General features: G+C 51.2%; 16 protein-coding genes and 2 pseudogenes. 5 read left to right on the forward strand and 13 right to left on the reverse strand.

What is annotated here, in order from left to right; all coding sequences use genetic code 11:
* Positions 1–452: 452 nt before the first annotated feature.
* Positions 453–683, forward strand: a complete 231-nt coding sequence (locus ACODSV_RS31995; protein ID WP_019818108.1) for a hypothetical protein — start codon at positions 453–455, stop codon at positions 681–683.
* A 187-nt stretch (positions 684–870) separates the two neighbouring features.
* Here ACODSV_RS31995 and ACODSV_RS32000 read toward each other — a convergent pair whose 3' ends face one another.
* From ACODSV_RS32000 to ACODSV_RS32030, 7 genes are all read right to left on the reverse strand, one after another.
* Positions 871–2,310, reverse strand: a complete 1,440-nt coding sequence (locus tag ACODSV_RS32000) for an ArnT family glycosyltransferase (RefSeq protein ID WP_019818109.1) — start codon at positions 2,308–2,310, stop codon at positions 871–873.
* Positions 2,304–3,287 (reverse strand): glycosyltransferase family 2 protein, encoded by a 984-nt coding sequence (locus ACODSV_RS32005; RefSeq protein ID WP_024073373.1) that lies wholly within the window; start codon positions 3,285–3,287, stop codon positions 2,304–2,306. Before ACODSV_RS32005 ends, ACODSV_RS32000 begins: the two co-directional genes overlap by 7 nt.
* Complete coding sequence (locus ACODSV_RS32010) at positions 3,253–3,672, reverse strand: GtrA family protein (protein ID WP_024073372.1); 420 nt, start codon at positions 3,670–3,672, stop codon at positions 3,253–3,255. Before ACODSV_RS32010 ends, ACODSV_RS32005 begins: the two co-directional genes overlap by 35 nt.
* A 789-nt stretch (positions 3,673–4,461) precedes the next feature.
* Positions 4,462–4,788, reverse strand: a complete 327-nt coding sequence (locus ACODSV_RS32015; protein ID WP_019818112.1) for a DUF2790 domain-containing protein — start codon at positions 4,786–4,788, stop codon at positions 4,462–4,464.
* A 149-nt stretch (positions 4,789–4,937) separates the two neighbouring features.
* Positions 4,938–8,090: a CusA/CzcA family heavy metal efflux RND transporter gene (locus tag ACODSV_RS32020; RefSeq protein ID WP_024073371.1), complete on the reverse strand. Its 3,153-nt coding sequence runs from the start codon at positions 8,088–8,090 to the stop codon at positions 4,938–4,940.
* Positions 8,091–8,114: 24 nt separating this feature from the next.
* Entirely contained in the window at positions 8,115–9,359 is a 1,245-nt protein-coding gene (locus tag ACODSV_RS32025; protein ID WP_024073370.1) for an efflux RND transporter periplasmic adaptor subunit, read from the reverse strand.
* A 67-nt stretch (positions 9,360–9,426) separates the two neighbouring features.
* A complete protein-coding gene (locus ACODSV_RS32030; protein ID WP_131672237.1) occupies positions 9,427–10,698 on the reverse strand; it encodes a TolC family protein in 1,272 nt (423 codons plus the stop codon).
* A gap of 393 nt (positions 10,699–11,091) precedes the next feature.
* On the opposite strand from ACODSV_RS32030, the gene ACODSV_RS32035 reads away from it, so the two are divergent.
* Positions 11,092–12,435, forward strand: coding sequence for an OprD family porin (locus ACODSV_RS32035; protein ID WP_024073368.1), 1,344 nt, complete (start codon positions 11,092–11,094; stop codon positions 12,433–12,435).
* A 495-nt stretch (positions 12,436–12,930) separates the two neighbouring features.
* The gene (locus tag ACODSV_RS32040) at positions 12,931–13,605 is read left to right on the forward strand and encodes a heavy metal response regulator transcription factor (RefSeq protein ID WP_019818115.1); all 675 of its coding nucleotides are present in this window, start codon (positions 12,931–12,933) and stop codon (positions 13,603–13,605) included.
* A gap of 761 nt (positions 13,606–14,366) precedes the next feature.
* Here the strand turns inward: ACODSV_RS32040 and tnpC are convergent.
* A pseudogene (tnpC, locus tag ACODSV_RS32045) lies at positions 14,367–15,211 on the reverse strand (IS66 family transposase); the annotation flags it as partial.
* A 254-nt stretch (positions 15,212–15,465) separates the two neighbouring features.
* On the opposite strand from tnpC, the gene ACODSV_RS32050 reads away from it, so the two are divergent.
* Complete coding sequence (locus ACODSV_RS32050; RefSeq protein WP_306418380.1) at positions 15,466–15,726, forward strand: DUF411 domain-containing protein; 261 nt, start codon at positions 15,466–15,468, stop codon at positions 15,724–15,726.
* Between the two features lie 124 nt (positions 15,727–15,850).
* Here ACODSV_RS32050 and ACODSV_RS32055 read toward each other — a convergent pair whose 3' ends face one another.
* From ACODSV_RS32055 to ACODSV_RS32070, 4 genes are all read right to left on the reverse strand, one after another.
* Positions 15,851–16,249, reverse strand: coding sequence for a TFIIB-type zinc ribbon-containing protein (locus tag ACODSV_RS32055; protein ID WP_073844972.1), 399 nt, complete (start codon positions 16,247–16,249; stop codon positions 15,851–15,853).
* A gap of 46 nt (positions 16,250–16,295) precedes the next feature.
* On the reverse strand, positions 16,296–18,755 hold the full coding sequence (locus tag ACODSV_RS32060) for a heavy metal translocating P-type ATPase (RefSeq protein ID WP_024073364.1): 2,460 nt from the start codon (positions 18,753–18,755) through the stop codon (positions 16,296–16,298).
* Positions 18,756–19,269: 514 nt separating this feature from the next.
* Positions 19,270–19,401, reverse strand: a complete 132-nt coding sequence (locus ACODSV_RS32065; protein ID WP_024073362.1) for a hypothetical protein — start codon at positions 19,399–19,401, stop codon at positions 19,270–19,272.
* A 265-nt stretch (positions 19,402–19,666) separates the two neighbouring features.
* Positions 19,667–20,101, reverse strand: coding sequence for a MerR family transcriptional regulator (locus ACODSV_RS32070; protein ID WP_024073361.1), 435 nt, complete (start codon positions 20,099–20,101; stop codon positions 19,667–19,669).
* 93 nt (positions 20,102–20,194) lie between these two features.
* On the opposite strand from ACODSV_RS32070, the gene ACODSV_RS32075 reads away from it, so the two are divergent.
* Positions 20,195–21,157: an arsenic resistance protein gene (locus ACODSV_RS32075; RefSeq protein ID WP_024073360.1), complete on the forward strand. Its 963-nt coding sequence runs from the start codon at positions 20,195–20,197 to the stop codon at positions 21,155–21,157.
* A gap of 38 nt (positions 21,158–21,195) precedes the next feature.
* Here ACODSV_RS32075 and ACODSV_RS32080 read toward each other — a convergent pair.
* Positions 21,196–21,417 (reverse strand): annotated as a pseudogene (locus ACODSV_RS32080) (transposase domain-containing protein); the annotation flags it as partial.
* Positions 21,418–21,458 lie beyond the last annotated feature (41 nt).

A 21,458-nucleotide genomic window follows, 5' to 3' on the forward strand; every position in this document is an offset into this window, starting at 1 on the left:
CGCGCCCTTATCGCGACGCCCCCCCCCCCCCCGCCTTAAACTCTTTCACGCCCCTCTGAGTGAACCACAGACGGAGTCAAAAAAATTCGACAGCCAGTTTGACTAACCGCCAACGGCGCCGCATTTGAGATGCCAGCTAATCTAGCCGTTAGCTTCGATGCGTAAACAAAAATATCCAATCGCTGCTACACAGTCTTTAGATCGTTTATGGCTAGCTTCCACTAGTGGCAAAAAATCCAAAAACATCAATGGCTTAGATATCACATTAAAGGTTATGAAAGAAAAATAGCCTGCTTCGGAGCTTTCACAAACACAAAATTTATACCGTTTCACCAAACGCATAAATTACGAAATTGTAATGATTCCCTCACCCTGCTGTTAGCTTCAAAATCCTAAACTATCAAACCACAAAGGCTGCTAGTTAAGCAGACCTAGTAAACATCGAGGGCACAATGAAATTCATAAAACTCCTCTCTATTGGTATCGTACTGACTGGATTTATGAGTTCCGCTTTTGCTGAAGACGGTTTCGAGCGAACCAAAAATTTCAAAGATAACTTCCGAGCCGAGCAAGCTCGTCTATGGGGTCCTGATGTATCGGAGAAAAGTAAGCAGAAAATTGCTCAAGAAAAACAGAAAGAACCTAAGGGCATTAGCAGCAAGTCGACAACTAAGAGACAGTAAAAAACAATTAACACGATCAAAGCCATCGACAAAAAGCCAGATTAATATCTGGCTTTTTAGCAACCTCTCCCTAATTGTACTTATTAAATAATTTTTCAGCATCAAAGATAAATCCTGAGATGGATTATTCACTTTAAACTGAAAAGCAGCTAGAAATTTAAATACTCTCTTCGCCGGGCTCTTACTTTCAACGGGAGCCAGTAGCACTATCTCCTAGAATATTTTCACCATCCTGTGCAGTGTCCTTCCAGCGGCATAGAAGCAGTTGGCTCGCGTTCGTTTCAGTGATTATTTTGCAACCAACGTCTACAGGTAGATCAGAATCGCTGTCGCGCAAACGCCTGGAAAGGTAGAACGATCTGTCGCGAGGCCACTTGTCAGGATCTTTGATGCTTTTGGACATTCCCCGGCTATAAAACTCCGACGAATACGAGCGGCGGCCAGGATAAATCAGGGGGCCCGATTGAGACGACTGCACATCCAGCCAGGCCTGCACTAAATCTCGCTGGTTCTGAGGACGATCCTCAAGCACACCGTTATAGATAATACCGGCGCCCGCGACTGGCAGCATCAGAGCGCTCGCTGCAGCAGCCCAAGCAGTCTTTCTGCCCACTTCGCTGATACATTCGGCAAGGAGTAGCGTCCATGCAGGCAGAGCAGGAAGAAGATAGGTCCAGAGAATGTTACCAGAGAAAGTAAAGAAAACAGGTGTCGCCAATGCCCAAAGCCAAAGGTATACATCGAAGCGCTGCATCGTCCCACGCCTGCTAATAACGAGGGGTAGAAAGAAAGTCCAAGGAAGCAACGCTAAGCCAAGCTGAATCCATATGGTGCCGTAGGGCTTGGCGTGAGCACTCCCGTAGAGATCCCCGGCCCAATCACTTACAACATATCGGCTCCAGTGCTCGCCGACAAAAAAATACTCAAGGAAACCCGGCGTCTTCATTTCGGCTGCAATGTACCAAGGCACTGATATACCTAACATGAGAGCAATCCCCGTTACCCAAGGAAGCCTCAATACCCGATTCCATTGCTTGTAGATGACGATCCAAAAAAATGCTGGCGCGCCCATCAGTACCAAGGTCAGTGGCCCTTTAGCAAGCAGGCCCAAGCCGAGAGCTAAGAACATAAGGTAGGCATCCCCTTTGCCTGCGCACTTCATCCAACGCCAGAAACCATAGCTGGCCAACAGGATCGAGAACGATAAAACGGGGTCAGTCAGCACAACACCACTGGACACCAAGCCCAGCGCCGTGCCGGAAAAGATGATGGCTGCCCAAATGCCCGCCTTGCGCGATACCTCCTGTGTCGCGAGCCTGATGATGATGAAGCAGCTTGCCAAGTGGAGAAACCAGGCTGGGAATCGAGCAGCAAACTCATTGGTGCCGAATACCGTCATGCTCGCCGCTTGGGTCCAGAAAGACAGCGGTGGCTTGCCCCAAAATGGAACTCCGTAATCGAACATCGGAGTCACCCAGTCACTCAGTTCAACCATCTTGCGTGCCATTTCAGCGTAGCGTGCTTCAGAGGTATCCATCAGGGGATATACGCCCAGCCCCAGGAGACGCAAAAGCAGAATCGAACTCAGGATGAACCACAATGTTCGCTCGCTTTTCAAATTCAGCATTTCTTACCCTCGAGTGAGGAAGCCGGAGGATGAATAGTCATGGGTCGCGCTTCATTATTACTATTTAGAAAATAAAGGGGGCGGCGTTTGACCTCCGCGAGCGTTACGCCTACGTACTCGCCCACCAGTGCAACACCCACGCACATGAATGAAGCAATTCCGACAAGCAGGTGATGGATGTCAAAGGAGCCTGCTACCAGTACTGCGAGCAGGTAGCAGATGCTGGAGACAAAGAAACTGAAGCTAATGAGACTGAATATACGAAGCGGCTTGCGGGAGAAGCTGAGAATACTTTCGATGGCTAGGTCCAGCAGGCTAGCGGCGTTCCACTTGGTATTGCCGGCATGACGGGAAGTGCGATTGTAGGGTAACTCAATGGTGCGAAAGCCTACCCAGCCGATCAAACCCTTAAGAATTCTGGAGCGTTCGTCCAGCGCTCTTAAGGCGGCCAATGGAGCAGGACCAATCAGACGGAAGTCACTGACATCCACCGGAAGATCAACTTTCTCCACCAGGCGCTGCATGATCCAGTAATAGCTACGTGCACTCGTGCGTTTTAGCCAGGAGTCGCCAGTTCGCAAGTCGCGTTGCATGTTCACAACGTCGTAACCCATCTGCCAATGATATACCATACTCGAGATGAGTTCAGGTGGATCCTGAAGGTCGACATCAATGAAGATCAATGCGCTACCGCGTGCATGGTCGATCCCTGCACTTAACGCAGCCTCTTTTCCGAAGTTCCGACTTAGGAACAGGCATCGTACATTTGATCCATCTTGATAGTGTCGAAGTAGGTCTGCAGTTTGATCGCTACTACCATCGTCGACATAGAGAATCTCGCACGAAACAGGCAGGCGCTTTACAACTCTGGTGATGCGCTTGTGAAATTCCGGAATGGTTTGCTCTTCTTGAAAGCAAGGAACCACTATTGTTAACAAGGGGTCAGCGCGTTCGGAAAGCCGATGTGATGTCCGCATGATTGAATGTCCAGAAACGATGCGCAGTGAATCCGAGCGCAGTTAGGGTTAAAGTCACTAAAATCTGAGAGACAAGCGGTGAGAGATTGAATTTAATCAGAACCCACATACCTACACCATTACCGATATTAGTTGCCAACGAGACAAGTACAAACCTGATAGGTTGAAGCTTATAAATTCCCGTCGCCACGAAACTGAGCCTTCTATTACCAATATAGCTAATAATAGCGCCTATCACGCCTCCGCCAACGCTGGCTAACACTGGATCAGTAACTCCATTTACAATAAGCAGGAGAAATACAAAATAGTGCCCCCCGGTTGCTACGAATCCAATGCCTAGATAACGAATAAGCAAAGCTATGATCGACATGCTTGTATTTTCCATCTACAAAGACTAAACAACCCGAAGTGAAAAAAAAGTGAACTGCATGTAATTTCAGAACTAAATAATGCAGCACCTCGACAATAGCTGTGCCACCCAACAAACACCAAAAAACCCTAATAATAAACTGAACAAATAACTCTAGCATGATCCAGAGATTACAATTCTGATAAGAGCATATACATGATGGCACTTTAGATCTTGGACAATTAAGCACTTTCTCAAAACATGAAAACCAGTAACGACACCAATAATTACACCAATTAAGTATCAACTTACCAACCAGTGATCCATTTTCTCACGAGCGCCCATCAGTTTAAACAAGAAGCAACCTGCTAAACGTACGTGTCGTCGAGCTAAGCCCATATATTCAGTGTTTATTTTTGGTTGGGTAGCAAGCTAGTACGACCCAGAACTTGCTGCCACACCATCGACTTTCGTTTTTCGTTCAAAGCCTGAGGACTCACCTAAAGCAATTATCCGGAGTTAAGTCTTTAAGTAAGCCTAAGCCCCGAGCCAATTATAAACTTTCCAATAAACACCCTTATCAAGCCGCACTTCGACTGAGTCAGTGCTCATGCTTTGCCTGGATGTCACAGAAATCAGTTTTTTTCAAAATTCGCTGCTTCTGAGTGCAAATTCGCCGGCCTAAATTTTTTAGCTGGACTTGACTTACTTTTGGGGAGGGGGGCAAGGACTGACAATCTTTGGTTAAAACATGTCAAGGACCATAGAAAACGCCAGGCATCGCCTGGCGTTTTTCTATGGCCTCTAAAAATCCTATCGATGCATTCAATTTTTGTTGTTGACACATTGGGAAAACAAAGAATAACGAATCGTATTAAGCTCACCCCGCGAGTCTTCGTAGGTCATCAACCGTTGATACACCTCGCAAGTACGGGGATCCTGGGACTGACGCACAAATTTTGCAACATCAATCTTCATTCCATACTTGTAGTCCTGAATCTCTGGTATTGGCTTATTATTTTTCGCCGCATAGCTAGCCACGGCGTTCTGATGTTCCTGAATATATTGCAACTGCTTCTTTTCGGAAAACGTAGTAGCTTGTGAAACTATAGGCAAAACAGCTAGGGCTGCCGCAATGATAAGCTTTTTCATAAGGTCCTCTCAATATCAATCTTATTGGGAGTAACCTTATCAACTCACAGGCATCACCGGCATGACGGTAAACTTACAATTTTGAAAGGTGACAACAATATCCAGAATGAAAAGCCCACAACGTTGCTGTGGGCTTCTGTTATGGGCTATCAGCTACCCGCTTCATCACCATCATCATCTTTGCGGTGTGCCCATTGATACAGAGCAGGAAGCACCAACAGAGTAAGCACGGTAGACGAAAGAATCCCGCCAATCACCACTGTCGCCAGTGGCCGCTGAACTTCAGCACCGGTACCTGTTGCGAGAGCCATCGGGATAAATCCGAGGGATGCGACTAGGGCTGTCATCAGAACGGGCCTTAACCGTGTCAACGCGCCTTCATCTACCGCTTGCCGGAGGGTACGTCCTTCCTCCCGCAGCCCGCGGATAAAAGAAATCATAACCAGGCCGTTTAGAACTGCCACACCGGACAGCGCAATGAAGCCAACTCCCGCCGAGATAGACAGCGGGATATCCCGCAACCACAGTGCAACTACACCGCCGGTGAGTGCGAATGGAATTCCGGTGAAGACCAGCATGCCATCCTTCAAGTTGTTGAACATCAGGAACAGCAGTGTCATGACCAGAAGCAATGCGACTGGAACAACGATCTGCAGACGCTTGGCTGCTGATTGCAACTGCTCAAACTGGCCACCCCAGGTAGTCCAGTAGCCTGCTGGGATCTGCACAGTAGCCAGCGACTTAGTCGCTTCTTCAACGAACGAGCCTAGGTCACGGCCTCGAACGTTTGCACTAACTACTACCAGCCGTTTCCCATTTTCGCGGCTGATCTGGTTCGGGCCCAACTGCAAGTCAAGATTAGCGACTTGGGACAGAGGAATGAACCCTATCTGATTAGCATCCTGAGCAACATTAGCAGGCACAGGAATCAGCAAGCTGGACATACCCGCTACGTCAGTGCGCACGGTCTCAGGCAGTCGCACCACCATATCGAACCGACGATCGCCCTCATACAATGTACCTGCCTGGCGGCCACCCACAGCAATAGCAATTGAGTTTTGCACATCCGCGATGTTCAAACCGTAGCGTGCTGCTTTTTCGCGGTCGATGTTGATGGTTAACACAGGAAGGCCGGAAGTCTGCTCAACCTTGACCTCCGATGAGCCCGGTACCGCTTTAAGCGATGCCGCGATTTTGTTGGCGGTGCTGTTGAGCGCGTCCATGTCATCGCCAAAAACTTTCACCGCAACGTCACTACGCACGCCCGAAATCAGCTCGTTGAAACGCAACTGGATCGGCTGGGACAACTCATAGTTGCTTCCCGGGACACCTGCTGCGGCTTTCTGCACCTCAGCGATCAGCTCATCACGAGGCTTATTGGGATTTGGCCACTGATCCTGAGGCTTAAGCATTATGTAGGCGTCAGAGGCGTTAGGCGGCATTGGATCAGATGCGATTTCTGCAGTACCCGAGCGTGCGAACATCCGCTCTACTTCTGGGACCTGCGCTATTACCGCTTTCTCCAGGCGCTGTTGCATCTCGACGGACTGAGTAAGGCTCGTTCCGGGCACTCGCATAGCCTGCATCGCAAAGTCGCCCTCACTAAGGCTGGGAATGAACTCGCTACCCATACGACTTGCAAGTATACCGCTAAGTACGACCAGAGCTACTGCAGCCGAGAACGCAATGTTCCGGTGCCCAAGAACCCATTGCAGTATCGGCTCATAGCGCTGTCGGGCGGTGCGCATTACCACGCCCTCCTCTTCCTTGACCTTGCCAGTGATGAACATGGCGATAGCAGCAGGAACAAAGGTTACGGAAAGAATCATTGCCCCCAGCAGCGCCATTACGACAGTGAATGCCATGGGGTGGAACATTTTTCCTTCGACGCCGGTTAGGGCGAAGATCGGCAGATACACTACCATGATGATCAACTGGCCAAATATCAGTGGCCGGCGAGCTTCACCTGCAGCGGCAAAGACTTCATGGAAGCGTTCTGCTTTGGTGAGTATGCGACCATGCTTGTGTTGCGCATGAGCCAGTCGGCGGATCGCGTTTTCTACTATAACCACGGCACCATCTACAATAATGCCAAAGTCGAGTGCTCCCAAACTCATTAGGTTTGCACTAACTTTGTTGTTGAACATACCTGTGAAGGTAAATAGCATGGACAGCGGGATCACCATTGCGGTGATCAGTGCTGCGCGGATGTTGCCGAGGAACAGGAAGAGAATAGCAATTACCAGAATCGCGCCTTCCACCAAGTTCTTCTTCACCGTCGCAATGGCTTTTTCAACCAAGTTGGTACGGTCATAAACGGTCACAGCAACCACGCCCTTCGGCAGGGTGCGGTTGATGTCGGTCAATTTGGTGGCCACAGCTTGGGACACTGTACGACTATTTTCACCAATCAGCATAAATACGGTACCGAGTACTACTTCGCGACCATTCTCAGTAGCAGCCCCCGTTCGCAGTTCTTTACCGATGCTGACTTCAGCAACGTTGCTGATGCGAATCGGCGTGCCATCTACACTGGTAATTACGATGTTGGCAATATCTTCGATATTGCTTACCTGACCCGGCGCACGAATGAGCAACTGCTCACCATTACGCTCGATGTAACCGGCGCCCACGTTGGCGTTGTTGCTTTCCAATGCAACTACCAGGTCATTAAGTGTCAGCTTGTAGGTAGCCAACCGCTTCGGGTCCGGCGCAATCAGAAACTGCTTGGCGAAGCCACCGATGGTGTTGATCTCGGCAACACCAGGGACGTTGCGCAGCTGCGGCTTGATAATCCAATCCTGGATCACTCGCAGGTCGGTGGGAGTGTAAGGAGTACCATCTTCTTTGAGTGCGCCATCTTCCGCTTCAACGGTCCACAGGAAGATTTCACCAAGCCCGGTGGATACAGGCCCCATGACGGCCTCGACCCCATCTGGCAACTGTTCCTTTGCAACCTGCAAACGCTCGTTAATGAGTTGGCGGGCAAAAAAGATGTCAGTACCGTCTTTGAAGATCACGGTGACCTGTGACAAGCCGGAGCGAGATAGGGATCGGGTTTGCTGAAGGCCCGGAAGACCGGCCATGGCCGTTTCAACTGGAAACGTGATCCGCTGTTCGGTTTCCAACGGCGAGTAACCAGGGGCGCCAGTGTTAATCTGCACCTGGACGTTTGTGATATCAGGCACCGCATCAATGGGCAGTTTTTGGTAGCTGTAGATACCTATACCGGCCATGATTAGAACTGCGATCATTACTACGATGCGCTGCTCAATGGCGAATCTGATGATACGTTCAAACATAAGAAATCATCCTGTAAATTCGCATCAGTGGCCATGCTCGGCAGACGCTTTGCCAAGCTCAGACTTGAGCGTGAAGCTGCCACTGGTTGCCACTTGGGCACCCGATTGGAGGCCTTCGGTTATTTCCACATAGCCACCGGCACGGCGACCTAGAGTTACCCTGCGAGTGTCGAAGCCCTCAGTGGTCCTCACGAAAACTGCAGTTTTTTCCTCGACGGTCTGCACCGCTGACTCTGGAACAGCTACAGCAACTTGATCAGTTTGTGACGTGACTGCGATGCTCACGAACAGCCCCGGTCGCCAGGCCCCATTGGGATTGGTCAGAGTGACACGGACGGGCGCTGCACGATTCTGCTCGCCCAAAAGGCTGCCTACGTAACCCACCTTGCCCTCGACCTCAGCCTTCATGTCAGGAGAAGAAACCTTTACCGAGCGGCCAGTCACGACCTTTCCGAGATCGCCAGGAGGAACCGCGAAAGTTGCCCACACCTGATTAAGATCGGACAGGATGAAAGCATTGGTTGCCTCGCTGACCACCTCACCGACGGTCAGGTGCTTTTCCACTACAACTGCGTCGAAAGGCGCACGCAGTTCATAGCGGTTACCGCCTGCAGAATTGACCGAAGCGCCGATTGCTCCGACCTTTTGCTTAGCGTTGGCCAGTGATATTTCAGCTTCTTGCAAAGCTTGTCGCGCCTGAAGGTAATCTTGCTCGGCGGAGATTTTGTCCTGCCACAACTGCTTCTCGCGGTCAAAAGTCAAGCGTGCCAACTCAACACGTCGCTGTGCAGCTTGTTGCTCACTGCGCATATCCGAGATCTGTTGACTGGCAATCACCGCAAGGACTTGGCCCTTCTTGACCGACTCGCCCAGGTTCGCCTGAACGCTTTCAACAACTCCAGGAACGCGAGGTACCACATGTGCGGTGTGGTCCTCATCAAACCGTATTTCGCCAGGAAAAGTCACAATAGTGCTAATCTCACGGGGAGCAGCTGCTTCCAGAACGACGCCCGCAGCCTCAATCTGCTCGGCGCTAAGCGTCATCTTGCCCTCTTCCTCATTGGCATTTTCGCTGTGGCCTTCCTCACCGTGACCTTCATCCCCCCCGTCTTTAGCAGGTGCTACAGCAGTTCTCTCATGGCCATCTTCAGTGCCATGTTCGGCCTTACTGACTGGAGGCTGCTCGGAACTGGAGTTCCAGGCGAAACTGCCAAATCCGAGGACTGCCACAGCGATTACCGCGAGCGCGATCTTGCGTTTGTTATCCATTGCTACTCCTGCTGATCTTAGGTACCGGCTTATTCAAAGACGCATACAAGGAAAATGCCTGGCCTGTTCAGCGCGTATTGGCAGTCAAGCCGACGTCGCCATACACCCTTTCCACTTGAGCACGCGCATTGGTCGCAGCCGCCAAAGAGTCGAGGTACTGGCCACGAGCAACTATCAAGGTGCGCTGAGCATCCAGCACTTCGATGAAACCGAATTTGCCCATCTCAAATCCACGAGTTGCGGTATCCACGGCCTGTTGAGCTGAAGGCAGGATCGTCTTGTCATAGGACTCGACCTCCTGCATGGCGGTAGCCCACTGATTCACTGCGGTTTGAGTTTCGGAACGTAGCCTGAGCTCAACAGCGTTTCGCTGGTCTCGGGCCTGATCTGCGCGGCGAGAAGCGGAAAGAATGTTGCCCTGATTGCGATCAAACAGCGGTAAAGGCATCGACAGCCCCACGACATTGACCCTCTCGCGAATAGAGCGGTCGTATTGGCTACCAACACTCACGGTGAGATTCGGGATGCGCTGCGCCTTTTCCGCGCCTAGTGAGGCATCGCTCTTATCTATTTGAGCAAGCGCTTGACGCATATCTGCGGTTTGATCGAGCTTCGCCAGTAATTCTGTAGCTTGCGGCGGCTTGCCGGGAGATAGGTCTGGCGAGTCAAGACGATCAAATGCAGTGACCGAACTGCCTATTAACTGGGCCAATTGCTGGTAAGCCGTTGACTTCAAGGTTTCAGCGCGCCTTACCTGTAACTTGGCTTCAGCCAGTTGCACCTGAGCGCGCGTGGCTTCCACCGGCGAGGACTTACCGGCACGCACCCGTCCATCGACGATGCGCAGACCGCGTTCGGTGAGCTCCAATGATTGTTTTGCCAGATTCAAGCCGGTCTGAGCTCTCAAAGCAGCGTAGTAAGATTGAACAACATCTGCACGAAGGCTATTGACTCGACGGTCCAGCTCTAACTGCGCGACGCTTTGACCGTAGGTTGCAACCTCGACACGAGCACGTCGCTTGCCACCCAACTCTAACGGCTGACTAAGCGCGACAGTCGTCGTGCTGGTATTACGACGGGTGTCTTCTACTTGATAAGAAATTTCAGGATTGGGGATGAGTCCAGCCTGCTTGCGCACTCCTTCAGAGATTCCGATCTCTTGACGTGCTGCTGCAAGATCGGGGTTAGCGTCTATTGCCGTCGAAAGCGCTTCAGCCAGACTGAGACTCTGGGCAAATGCGGCAGGCACCCACAATCCAGACAAGACCATACAGAACACAAAGACTTTCAAAGGAAAGATGGGGGTTTTAGATAAAGCAATGTGATTATACCAGGGCACTTTGATAGTCCTCATGCACAAACTTTGATAAAGCTTGGCGAGAACGCCTAAACAGCTGCCAAGCTCCTCTGGATCAGGTGATGGCACTCTAATCAGCGATCACTATCAGAGGGGTGGCTATAAAATTACAATTTCGTTAGAAACCCTGGGGGGGATAGTCGAAATAGAAAGCTTTCAGGCGAAACGCAGGGATTTAGTGAAAAAGATTCTGGAAGCCCTGCAACGGTGGAAATACCTGATAACAGAATTGTAATCACCCCGTCACCGACTCGTTATCTTTGATCTGCAAATATGACCCAGGCGCTATTCTAAGTGCTCCACCGGGCCAAAACAACAGACTATACCCGCGTAGGTAAATCATAATAAAAACTGCCGTAATCAAAGGAGCATCGCATGAGACACAAAGTAACTTTGTATTTGGCTGCGGTTTCAGCTTTTTCTGGAAGCTATGCCCTCACGGCACAAGCGGAAGGTAAACCAGAAGGTTTTATTGAAGGTAGCAGCCTTACTGTTCTAAACCGCAACTTCTATTTCAATCGTGATAATCGTGATGCATCTGCGCCGACTTTCAACAGCGGCAAAGGCAATACCAACGGTTATTCCGAAGCTTGGGCACATGCGATAATCACTAAATTCAACTCTGGTTTTACGCAGGGCACTGTGGGCTTTGGTATAGATGCGTTTGCAATGATTGGCATCAAGCTTGATACTGGTGGCGGGCGCAACGGTGGCCGTAGCAGCTTTGACGTGCTGCCTGTTAACGGTGACGGCGAAGCACGTGATGAATACACTAAGGTGGGTGGAGCAGCGAAGTTTCGGCTGTTTGATACTGTCGTAAAGGTTGGAGATGTTTTCCCCGCAACACCCGTCGTGGCATCGGGAGATTCTCGCTTACTCCCTGAAAGTTTCCGCGGCGTGACGGTCGAAAATAGTAGCATTCAAGGCCTAACCTTGCAGGGTGGTCGACTGCATGCGATGAGCCAGCCTGGTTCCAGCAACTTGAACGATAACTTTGCCACATTTTATGCCGGCCCGGTCAACTCGCCTTGGATTGGGTACGGCGGCGGTGATTACCAAGTCAACGACAACATCACGGTGAGCCTTTACGCCAGCCAATTGAAGGATGTTTGGAATCAATACTATGCCGGTAGCAGCCTCACTTACCCACTCAGCGATGATTTGACGCTTATCGGCGGATTCAACTACTACAAAGCTGTAGATGAAGGCAAGAAGCGCCTGGGCGAATTCGACAACAATATATGGAGCGCCAAGCTCGGCGTCCGGTACGGTGCGCATACTCTTGCACTGTCTCATCAGCGAAACAATGGCGATGACGACTTCGACTACCTTCGTCAATCAGACTCAATCTTCGTTGACAACTCAATACAGTACAGCGACTTCAACTCACCGAAGGAACGCTCTTGGATGCTGCGCTACGACTTGAACATGACCAGCTACGGTATTCCGGGGCTATCGTTCATGACTCGTTATGCCAGAGGTTCTGGTGCAGACTATTCGAACGCCAATCAATTCTATATGCGCACTGATGGTAACGGCGATCCGCTCACGAATCAAAAACGTTGGGAGCGTGATATTGAAGTCAAATACGTCGTACAAACAGGTGCGGCGAAAGATCTTTCCTTGCGATTACGTCAAGCAAATACTCGTGCCACTGCATTCGAATCGGACTTGGATGAAGTACGCCTGATCGTTGAATATCCACTTTCGATACTGTGAGCCCTAAACAAGATCGATTTATTCATGTGACTCGCCTAAAACAAAAATAGCGAGCTTAAAGAATTCACCTTGAGTTGCTTAAATGCTCCTTTGGTAAAAGGTGAATATTTTGCGCCCCCCTGGGGCGCTTTTTTTTACCTAAAATTCGAGTAAATCTTCGAGTACGCGCACCGCGTCCCGATGGAGTTCATGACTGCACCAGTGACCGCCTTCTTCAGCATGAGAAAAATCGCCCTCATCTGCACGGAATAAAATGGCCATAATAAAAAAAACAACCCAACATTTCATAAGGTCAATTCAGCAGTAGAGAAATAACCCGCAACTGGTTGGTCCGAGCCACGATATAATATATCGCGATGTTATCAAGTGTATTGCTCACTGATTACAAGTACGTTATTTAGCCCCCACCCAAGTGGTTTTGAATTATCATTCCTGCCAATGATGACAGCGCATTCGCGTAGTTAAAACAGCTCAGTCATATCGAGACAAAATCCAATGCGAATTCTGGTAATTGAGGACGAAGTAAAAACTGCCGAATATGTGCGCCAAGGCCTTACGGAGAGCGGTTATATCGTGGATTGCGTACATACCGGATACGACGGGCTTTTTCTGGCCAAACAACATATGTACGAGTTAATCATCCTAGATATCAACCTGCCGGAGATGGATGGGTGGCAGGTACTTGAATTGTTGCGAAGAAACAATTGTCTTTGTAGAATTATGATGCTTACTGCTCGAAGTCGCTTGGTTGATAAAATCAGAGGACTAGAGAATGGTGCAGATGATTACCTAATTAAGCCTTTTGAATTCCCGGAACTGCTTGCTCGAGTTCGCGCACTGATGCGCAGGTCTGATAATCCAGCATCTGTTGAGATCATTCGCGTAGCCGATCTGGAGCTGGATCAAAGCCGTCATAGGGCGTTTAGAGACGGTCAGCGTATCGACTTAACAACGAAGGAATTCGCACTTCTGCACTATTTAATGAGAAATACGGGAATTGTCCTGAGTCGTACACAGATCATATCTCAGGTATGGGACATGAATTTCGACTGCGATACAAATGTTGTAGAAGTTTCAATTAGAAGATTAAGAGCCAAGATGGATGATCCTTTTGAAAACAAACTGATACATACACTCAGAGGCGTAGGATATGTTCTAGAAAAACGCTAGCGTGCTGTTCTTGAAGCAATCACATACGCTCCTGTGATTTCGCCGACTCACGGGCACTTCAGGTTTCATCCAAGTTTGTCTTTCACTTGGCGCTTCTGGCCTACCGCGTCGGATATACATTTCGGCGCGCAAAAAACTTGCTAATCGAAGCTTTCAACTCGCCTACCGGTCCAAAACCGTGGTGCGAAAAAACACCATACCCCCCCGAAACAGCGCTCGATAATGCTTATCCACAAGCTGGATTTCAGTGTCCAATGTATGTGGAAGCGTTCAGACCCGCTTTCACTTTAGGTATTTGTGAGTAACGTAGTTGCCGATGATAAAGTGTAGTTCAAGGAACGTGGATTTTTATCAGTTGATACTCTCATAATCTGGTGAGACGAACTACGTGACGGTGCCACGGCGCACATATCCATGTAGTTGCGTGTGGATATGATAAATCTACCGGGGCATGAAGCCTAAGCATGCCATGGAGTGGACAATACGGTCGTGACTTAAAGGTCGCATACTCTATGATCTCTGAAGGCGAGCAAGTGAATCACTCCGGCTCTCTAGATACCTTGCAAGCTCATTGCATAACGCTTTTAAACTCTACAGTGAAAGCTACATATTGAAACGATTACGGCGTTTTGCGTTGATGGTTGACGATATTCGACACCTCCCCTTGCCGTCGGGTTAAGCCGTCACACTTGCTCAATCGTCAGAACTTTTGCATTAGCTTGAGTATCGCCATAAGCGTCCGGGCATCACGCCTTGCGTGATTAAAAAGATTGCGGCAGCAACTGATCGATTTCACTCGCCCGCTGCGTCGGCAGCCGCGTGAGAGCATCCTTCAGATATGCATACGGATCATGACCATTCAGGCGCGCAGACTGGATCAGACTCATGATCGCTGCCGCACGTTTTCCGCTGCGTAAGGCCCCTGCAAAGAGCCAGTTCTTGCGCCCAAGGCCCTATGATCGGATCTGGTTCTCTGCCCAGTTATTGTCTATGGGTACAGCCCCGTCATCGAGGTAGCGCGACAGCGCTGCCCAGCGTTCGAGACTGTAATCGAGTGCTCTGCTGATGGCTGAGACTTCAGGCACGAGGTCACGCTAGGCAATCAACCTGGCGTGCAGCATATTCATCACCCGTACAGCTTTTTCTTGCCGTATTCGGAGTCGTAAATCCGGCCCCAGATCGCGACTTCGCTTTCAATTTCGTACAACAACTGGATATAACGCAGAGCTTGCTCCGCAAGCGTGCTTTTATTCTTAGCGTGCAGCTCAAAGAAATTACGTTGCGCATGAGCCATTCACCCGATCTCGGTCACGTCTAGTTCGAAGCTGGCTTTGTAACCGACACAATCATCGCAGACCAGCTTGTCCTTCCAGTCATTCAGGAAGTTGCGAGCGTGTTCTCCGGCGCGGCTAGGGCTGAAGTCGTGAACCACCGCTGCCGCGTCCGAGAACTGGCTGGTGGCATAGGACCAAATATAAGAACTGTGGGTTTTCTTAGTTCCCGGCATGAGCATTTGCACAGGTGTCTCATCGGCTTGAATAATCTGCTGCCCGAGAACCACGTCGCGCAGCGCATCAACCAGCGGCTGGAACTGAACCCCAGTCACGGCCATCTGGCCACCGTCGGTGAGGCTATGCACGCTAACTCCTCCTCTCTTTCTCTTCGTTAAGTAGCATCAGCCATGAATTCATTCAAAAAGACCGTTCAAGTCATTGCACTCGTTGCAACGCTAAATGCAGCCTCATTGTTACAGGCAGCGTAATCAATTGCCGTCTACAAAGCCCCTAACTGTGGCTGCTGGACCAGGTGGATCGCTTATCTGAAGGAGTGGTCGACTATATGGAAAACAACATTAGCGATATGAACGAGAAGCTCGGCGTACCCGTAAATCTGGCGTCGTGCCACACGGGAGTTGTAAGTGGGAAATTCGTCGAAGGCCATGTTCCGGTCACACAAATTGCTGAACTAAGTCGACGAGCCAATCTGGACGGAATAGCTGCCTTCGGTATGCCCGTGGGATCGCTCGGAATGGAGTCAGGTGACCGACGCAGCGCCTACCCGGTAATTGGGATGAGCAAGTCAAGGGGAGAGACGGTTTTACAGGATTTTCGGGCCCGCTAGTGGCTGAGGAACCGCTCTACTAAACTGGTTGAATACCGGATACCGGGTTTCGAAAAAGCTACAGCCGGCTGATCAAATCTTCCGGCTGGAGTCTGATTAGCGGATCGCTGTATCCAAGCAAATATTAGTCGAAAATTTCCCGTAAAAACGATTTCTTATGATAAACCTGCTCTTCCTGATGCCTCGACTGATTCTGATGGCCGTTCTGATATCCGTCCCGCCAACCACCACCGTGACCAGGCTGCGGCGCGGAGTGGCCGTGCTTAGTGCCGCGTTTGTTGTCATGGTGGCCAGAAGACGGCTGGGCATACACAGGTTCAGACGGAGGTGTACCTTGCAGCGACTGAGATACGCTCTGTGGAAGAAAACGAGCTTCTTGTTCTTCCTGCTGGCTACGCTCGATGATCTTGTCGAGTTCTCCCCGGTCAAGCCAAACACCTCGACATTGCGGGCAATAGTCGATTTCAACGTTTTGACGTTCCGACATTACCAACAGTACTTCTTTGCAAACTGGGCAGTGCATGGTTCTCTCCTCCAGCGAATGAGCTATATAAAACGCAGCAGCCATTTCACCGACGCAGCAGCCGCAAGCCATTGAATACGACGAGCAAGCTCGCCCCCATGTCGGCGAAAACGGCCATCCACAATGTCGCGAAACCAGAGAGAGCCAACGCCAAGAAGACAACTTTTATGCCCAGAGCCAAAATGATGTTTTGCTTTAGAACCGAGGCGGATCGGCGACTCAGGCTGATAAAGTACGCGATTTTTCGAGGGTCGTCGTCCATGATCGCAACGTCAGCTGTTTCGAGAGCTGTCGCTGTCCCTGCGGCTCCCATTGCGAAACCTATATCGGATTGCGCTAAGGCGGGGGCGTCATTAACGCCGTCACCAACCATCCCAACGGCGCCATATCTGCGTTTGAGTTCAGCGACTGCAGTCTGCTTGTCCTCTGGCATCAGATTTCCACGGGCATCCTCGATGCCCAATTGCTCAGCGATCGACCTCGCCGTCGCAGGATTATCCCCAGTCAGCATTACTGGAACCACGTTCAAAGCCTTCAAAGCAGCCACAGCTTCAACACTCTCCGGTCGGACTGTGTCTGCGACCGCGAATATCGCGGCGGGGCCGCTATTGCCGCATAGCACGATCACCGTTTTGCCAGTTTCCTCAAGCCGTGAAAGTCTGGCCTCCAGCTCCGAAGAACACACGCCCAACTCCTCAACCAAACGATGGTTGCCTAGATGCCAAAGATGACCGTCGATCGTGCCTTTCACGCCTCGGCCATTTAGCACACTGAAGTCACTGACAGGCAGAGCCACAGCGCCAGGCTGCTGCGATTTCCACCCATTGACCAATGCTTTCGCTACTGGGTGGGTACTTTGCTCATCAAGACTCGCAGCAATCAAAGTTGCCTTCTCGATAGACAAGTCACTGAATATATCTGAGTCAGTCAGAACTGGCTTGCCCTGAGTCAACGTGCCTGTTTTATCCAGAGCAACCACCTTCAGCAGGCGCCCGCTTTCCAGGTAGGCACCACCCTTGATCAAGATTCCATGCCGTGCGGCTGCGGCAAGACCACTCACAACAGTGACAGGCGTTGAGACGACCAAGGCACAAGGACACGCGATGACCAACAACACCAGGGCCTCATACAACCATTCACCCCACGTACCACCAAGCAGCACTGGGCCTAAAACGGCAACAAGAAATGCCACCGCCACTACGGCTGGGGTGTAATACCGTGCGAACTGGTCAACGAACCTCTGCGTCGGCGCCCGCTGAGACTGCGCATCCTGAATCGCGGCAGCAATACGAGCGAGCGTACTTTCGCCAGCGACTGCCGTGACAGTCGCCTCCACGACGCCGTCTGTCACGATACTGCCAGCATATAGCGGATCCCCCTCTGCCTTATCTACTGGCAAGCTTTCACCAGTGATAGGGGCTTGGTCGAGAGCAGCACGACCAGATTCCACCCTCGCATCCAGCGGTACCCGCGACCCTGTGCGAACACGAATACGGCTGCCGAGAACGACATTCTCAACCGGGTGTTCTTTCCAGCCAGCTTCGGTCATGACTTCCGCAGTCTCAGGAGCTAATGCAGTCAGCGATTTAATCGCGTTACGCGCTCGCTCAAGTGAGAGTGCTTCGATGGCTTCGGCAATAGCGAAAAGGAAAACCACCATCGCGGCTTCCGGCCACTTGCCAATCACCATGGCACCCAAGACAGCCAAAGACATCAAGAAGTAGATGTTCAATGTGAAGTTCTTTACAGCGATCCACCCCTTCTTCAGAGTTGGTAGACCAGCAGTAAGAATGGACAGCGCAGCCAAGGACATTACAGGCAAAGAACCCTCCTGTCCGGTCGTCCAAGCGATCACTTCAGCGGCGATGGCAGCTAGACCGCTGACCGCCAGCAGCCCTTTCAAGCGCGTCGTCAGAGCAGGTGAAATGGCATTCGGGGTTGCGCCGGCCTCGATGAGATTGGGCCCCATATCCAGCGCGGTCAAAGCGATGACTATCGCCTTCGGATCATCCAAGCGATGATGCACTGTCAGCTCACGATCCAACAGATTGAAATCAAGTCGTGCGATGCCAGGCATCGGCTCTAAGCGATTACGAATTAGCCGCTCTTCGGTAGGGCAATCCATCTTATCAATGCGATACCGAACCAGGGTCGTGCCTTCTGGCTCAGCCATGGCCGAATGTGAAGTCACCGCCCCTGCGGAATCCACTTTGCTCAAACAGCAATGGTCGGCATCGGAATGGGCTTGAGCTGAAGTGCCATGATCGTGTGCGCTATGGTCTTGATTATGGTCGGTGGACTTGGCTCCACAAGGCTGAGAATCCTTCGAACCGCACGCATGCGATCCCGTTCTGCCCAAGCTCTCGGCGTGATCAGGCCCATGCTCAACATGATGTGCACGAGAATGAACCTGTTTGGCGAAGGTCTCGCGGGGGTCAGCAGAACAGCAATCGTCCGACTTCGGCACGAGGTGCAATTTGGCTTTCGACGGGTTTTCCTGGCTCATGACGCATCTACCAATAAGGATATGGCGTCATTGAACAGCCTGTAGTAGCTACAGTGTCAAGCAATGAGTTTGAAATTTCGACTGGGCCGAGGGCGCCGCTCGAGTCTACGTCCCTCAGTGCGAGCGCCTGATAGCTGCATGCTGCGATGCATCAGCCAGGTTGGTCAGCACCTCAAATGCCCACTCAGCTTTCACCCTGGGAGTCATGCATATCGAGCAAGTCGTCAATCGCGTTGTGAAGCCTACGAGTAAACGTTTGGAGAAATCCGCCATGATGGTTTTCGACGCCATTGGCATGTGTCGGCTGTAGACCTCTCTAAGCGCTCATTACCATCGGTAGCCGACAGGGTTAAGGGTAGAAATATCCAGAAAGCTCCTCGACACAGTCGCACCAGCATGTCCTCCTCAACAACCCTACTACAAGCTTTTCGGCATTAATTAGGAGATGCCCACTGGAAATCCGGTGACACCTGCTAACCGAGAATAAAACCCCGCCATGTCTGGCGGGGTCTCATCAATCACCCTTCTTGTGCTTATGCACGTCCAGGTCGGGATGCTTAGGCTTGTTCTCGGGGGTTACACGGCGACGCTGGTCTGTCTTGCCGGTTGATTCGGCAATTGGCTTGGGCCCAGGTTTGATGGCCATAGAACTTGCTCCTTCAGTTGATAGGTATATGCCCTGGCAAACGTCTGCCGTGTAAGCGTTCGCTCAGTACGGTCACGAGATTGAGGGCCCCAAACACTATAGCTTGATATTTTTATGCCAGCAGTGGCGCACCACTTTAGTAAGCGTCTGCCGAACACATCTTGCACCAGCCCGTTTGGTGTAGACGGACGCTCGAAAGACCCTGTCGAGACTATCGCGCTATTCGGTTTCAATGGCAGCTTGCTCCCCTATGCTCTTGACTCGTCTAGGAGCAGCAACCAGAGCGAGCCCCAGCAGCGGGTTCGAACAGTGACTCAATAATCGTACAGTCTGGAGTGTTCGAGCCTAGGCATCTTGACTCACACGTGCCTGCCATTGAGAGCAGCTCTATCCGGATCTGCAGGAGCTTAGCTACCTTAGATTCCACTTCTGCCAAGTGCTTCTTGACCACCGACAACGCATCAGCACACGGACGATCAGCATCTGCCGCGAGCGCAATGAGTTCGCGGATATCGTCGAGTGGAAAGCCCAGTTCACGATTCTGCCTGATGAAGATGAGTCGTGACCGATGCTTTTCGGTATAGATTCGATGCCGCCCTGTCGACCGTAGGGCCGGAGGGAGAAGGCCTATTTTCTCGTAGTAGCGAATCGTTTCAATGTGGCAACCCGTTGATTTCGACAGCGCTCCGATTCCTGACATCCAAACTCCCCAAGCATTTTCTTGAACCTGTAGTAGCTACAGATATTAACCTGCTCAATCGAAAAATGATTTCACGCGTTTTAAGGGCATTCCGTGGACAGAGAACAGCTAGAGAAGAACCAGATTCCCGTTTACTTCGTCGCGGTCATTGTCGCGGCTATCGGGGGCCTGCTCGCACCTGATGCCTCTCAAGCGTTAGGTGCGTTGGTGACACCAGCCATCGCTGTGCTGATGTACGCCATGTTTCTGCAGATCCCATTCTTGGATCTTCGCAAAGGGCTTGCAAACAAGCGTTTCATGACCGCGCTGCTGACCGCCAATTTCGTCGCCATCCCCCTGTTGGTTTGGGCGTTGACGATGGGCCTAGCCGACCACCCGGCGATTTTGGTGGGCGCACTATTGGTCTTGCTGACGCCTTGTATCGATTATGTTGTTGTGTTTACCCATATCGGTAAGGGCGACTCCAAACTGACTCTGGCGGCAACACCATTACTACTCGTGCTTCAGCTTGTGCTACTACCCCTCTATCTAGCCTTCATGGTGAGTGATGACTCGGCGGTGGTTATATCGGTCGGCCCATTTGTTGAGGCCTTCGTAGTGCTGATCGCTTTACCCTTGGTCTTGGCAGTAGCAACAGCTGCCGGGGCAAAGGGGTCACGCATCGTTGAGGGCTGGAACAATGTATGGGCTTGGATGCCTGTGCCAGCTATGGCGGCTGTATTGGTCGTAGTGATCGGCTCTCAGATTTCAACGGTGGTCAGAGACATGGACAAGCTGCTGCCTGTTATTCCCGTCTACATTGGTTTCATGCTCTTGGCACCCGTGGTGGGTGCGCTGGTGGCTCGGGCGTTTAAGTTACCGGCTAGCACGGCAAGATCTGTCGCTTTCAGCAGTTCGACACGAAACTCATTGGTAGTTCTACCATTGGCATTGGCCTTGCCCGAGGAAATCAGAGGGCTCGCTGCGGCAGCAGTGATTACTCAAACGCTGATTGAGTTGGTCAGCGAACTAATTTACATCCGAGCAATTCCTGCTTTGGTGTGGCGCAAAATGTAGATGCCAGGGAAGACATAAGCACAAAACACCCTGCGCGATTAAACAGGTGCCCACCTGTGCGGCAGCAGCTTGTTAATCTCACTCGCGCGCCGCGTCGGCAGGCGCGTGAGAACATCCTTTAGATAGGCGTACGGATCATGGCCATTCAGCCGCGCTGACTGGATCAAGCTCATGATCGCCGCAGCCCGTTTTCCGCTGCGTAGCGACCCGGCGAAGAGCCAGTTCTTGCGCCCAAGAGCCCATGGCCGGATCTGGTTGTCGGGTAGTCAGACGCGGTTGCCCGCGTCCAACCCCCTAAGAA

The sequence above is a fragment of the Pseudomonas sp. FG86 genome, from assembly GCF_057808775.1.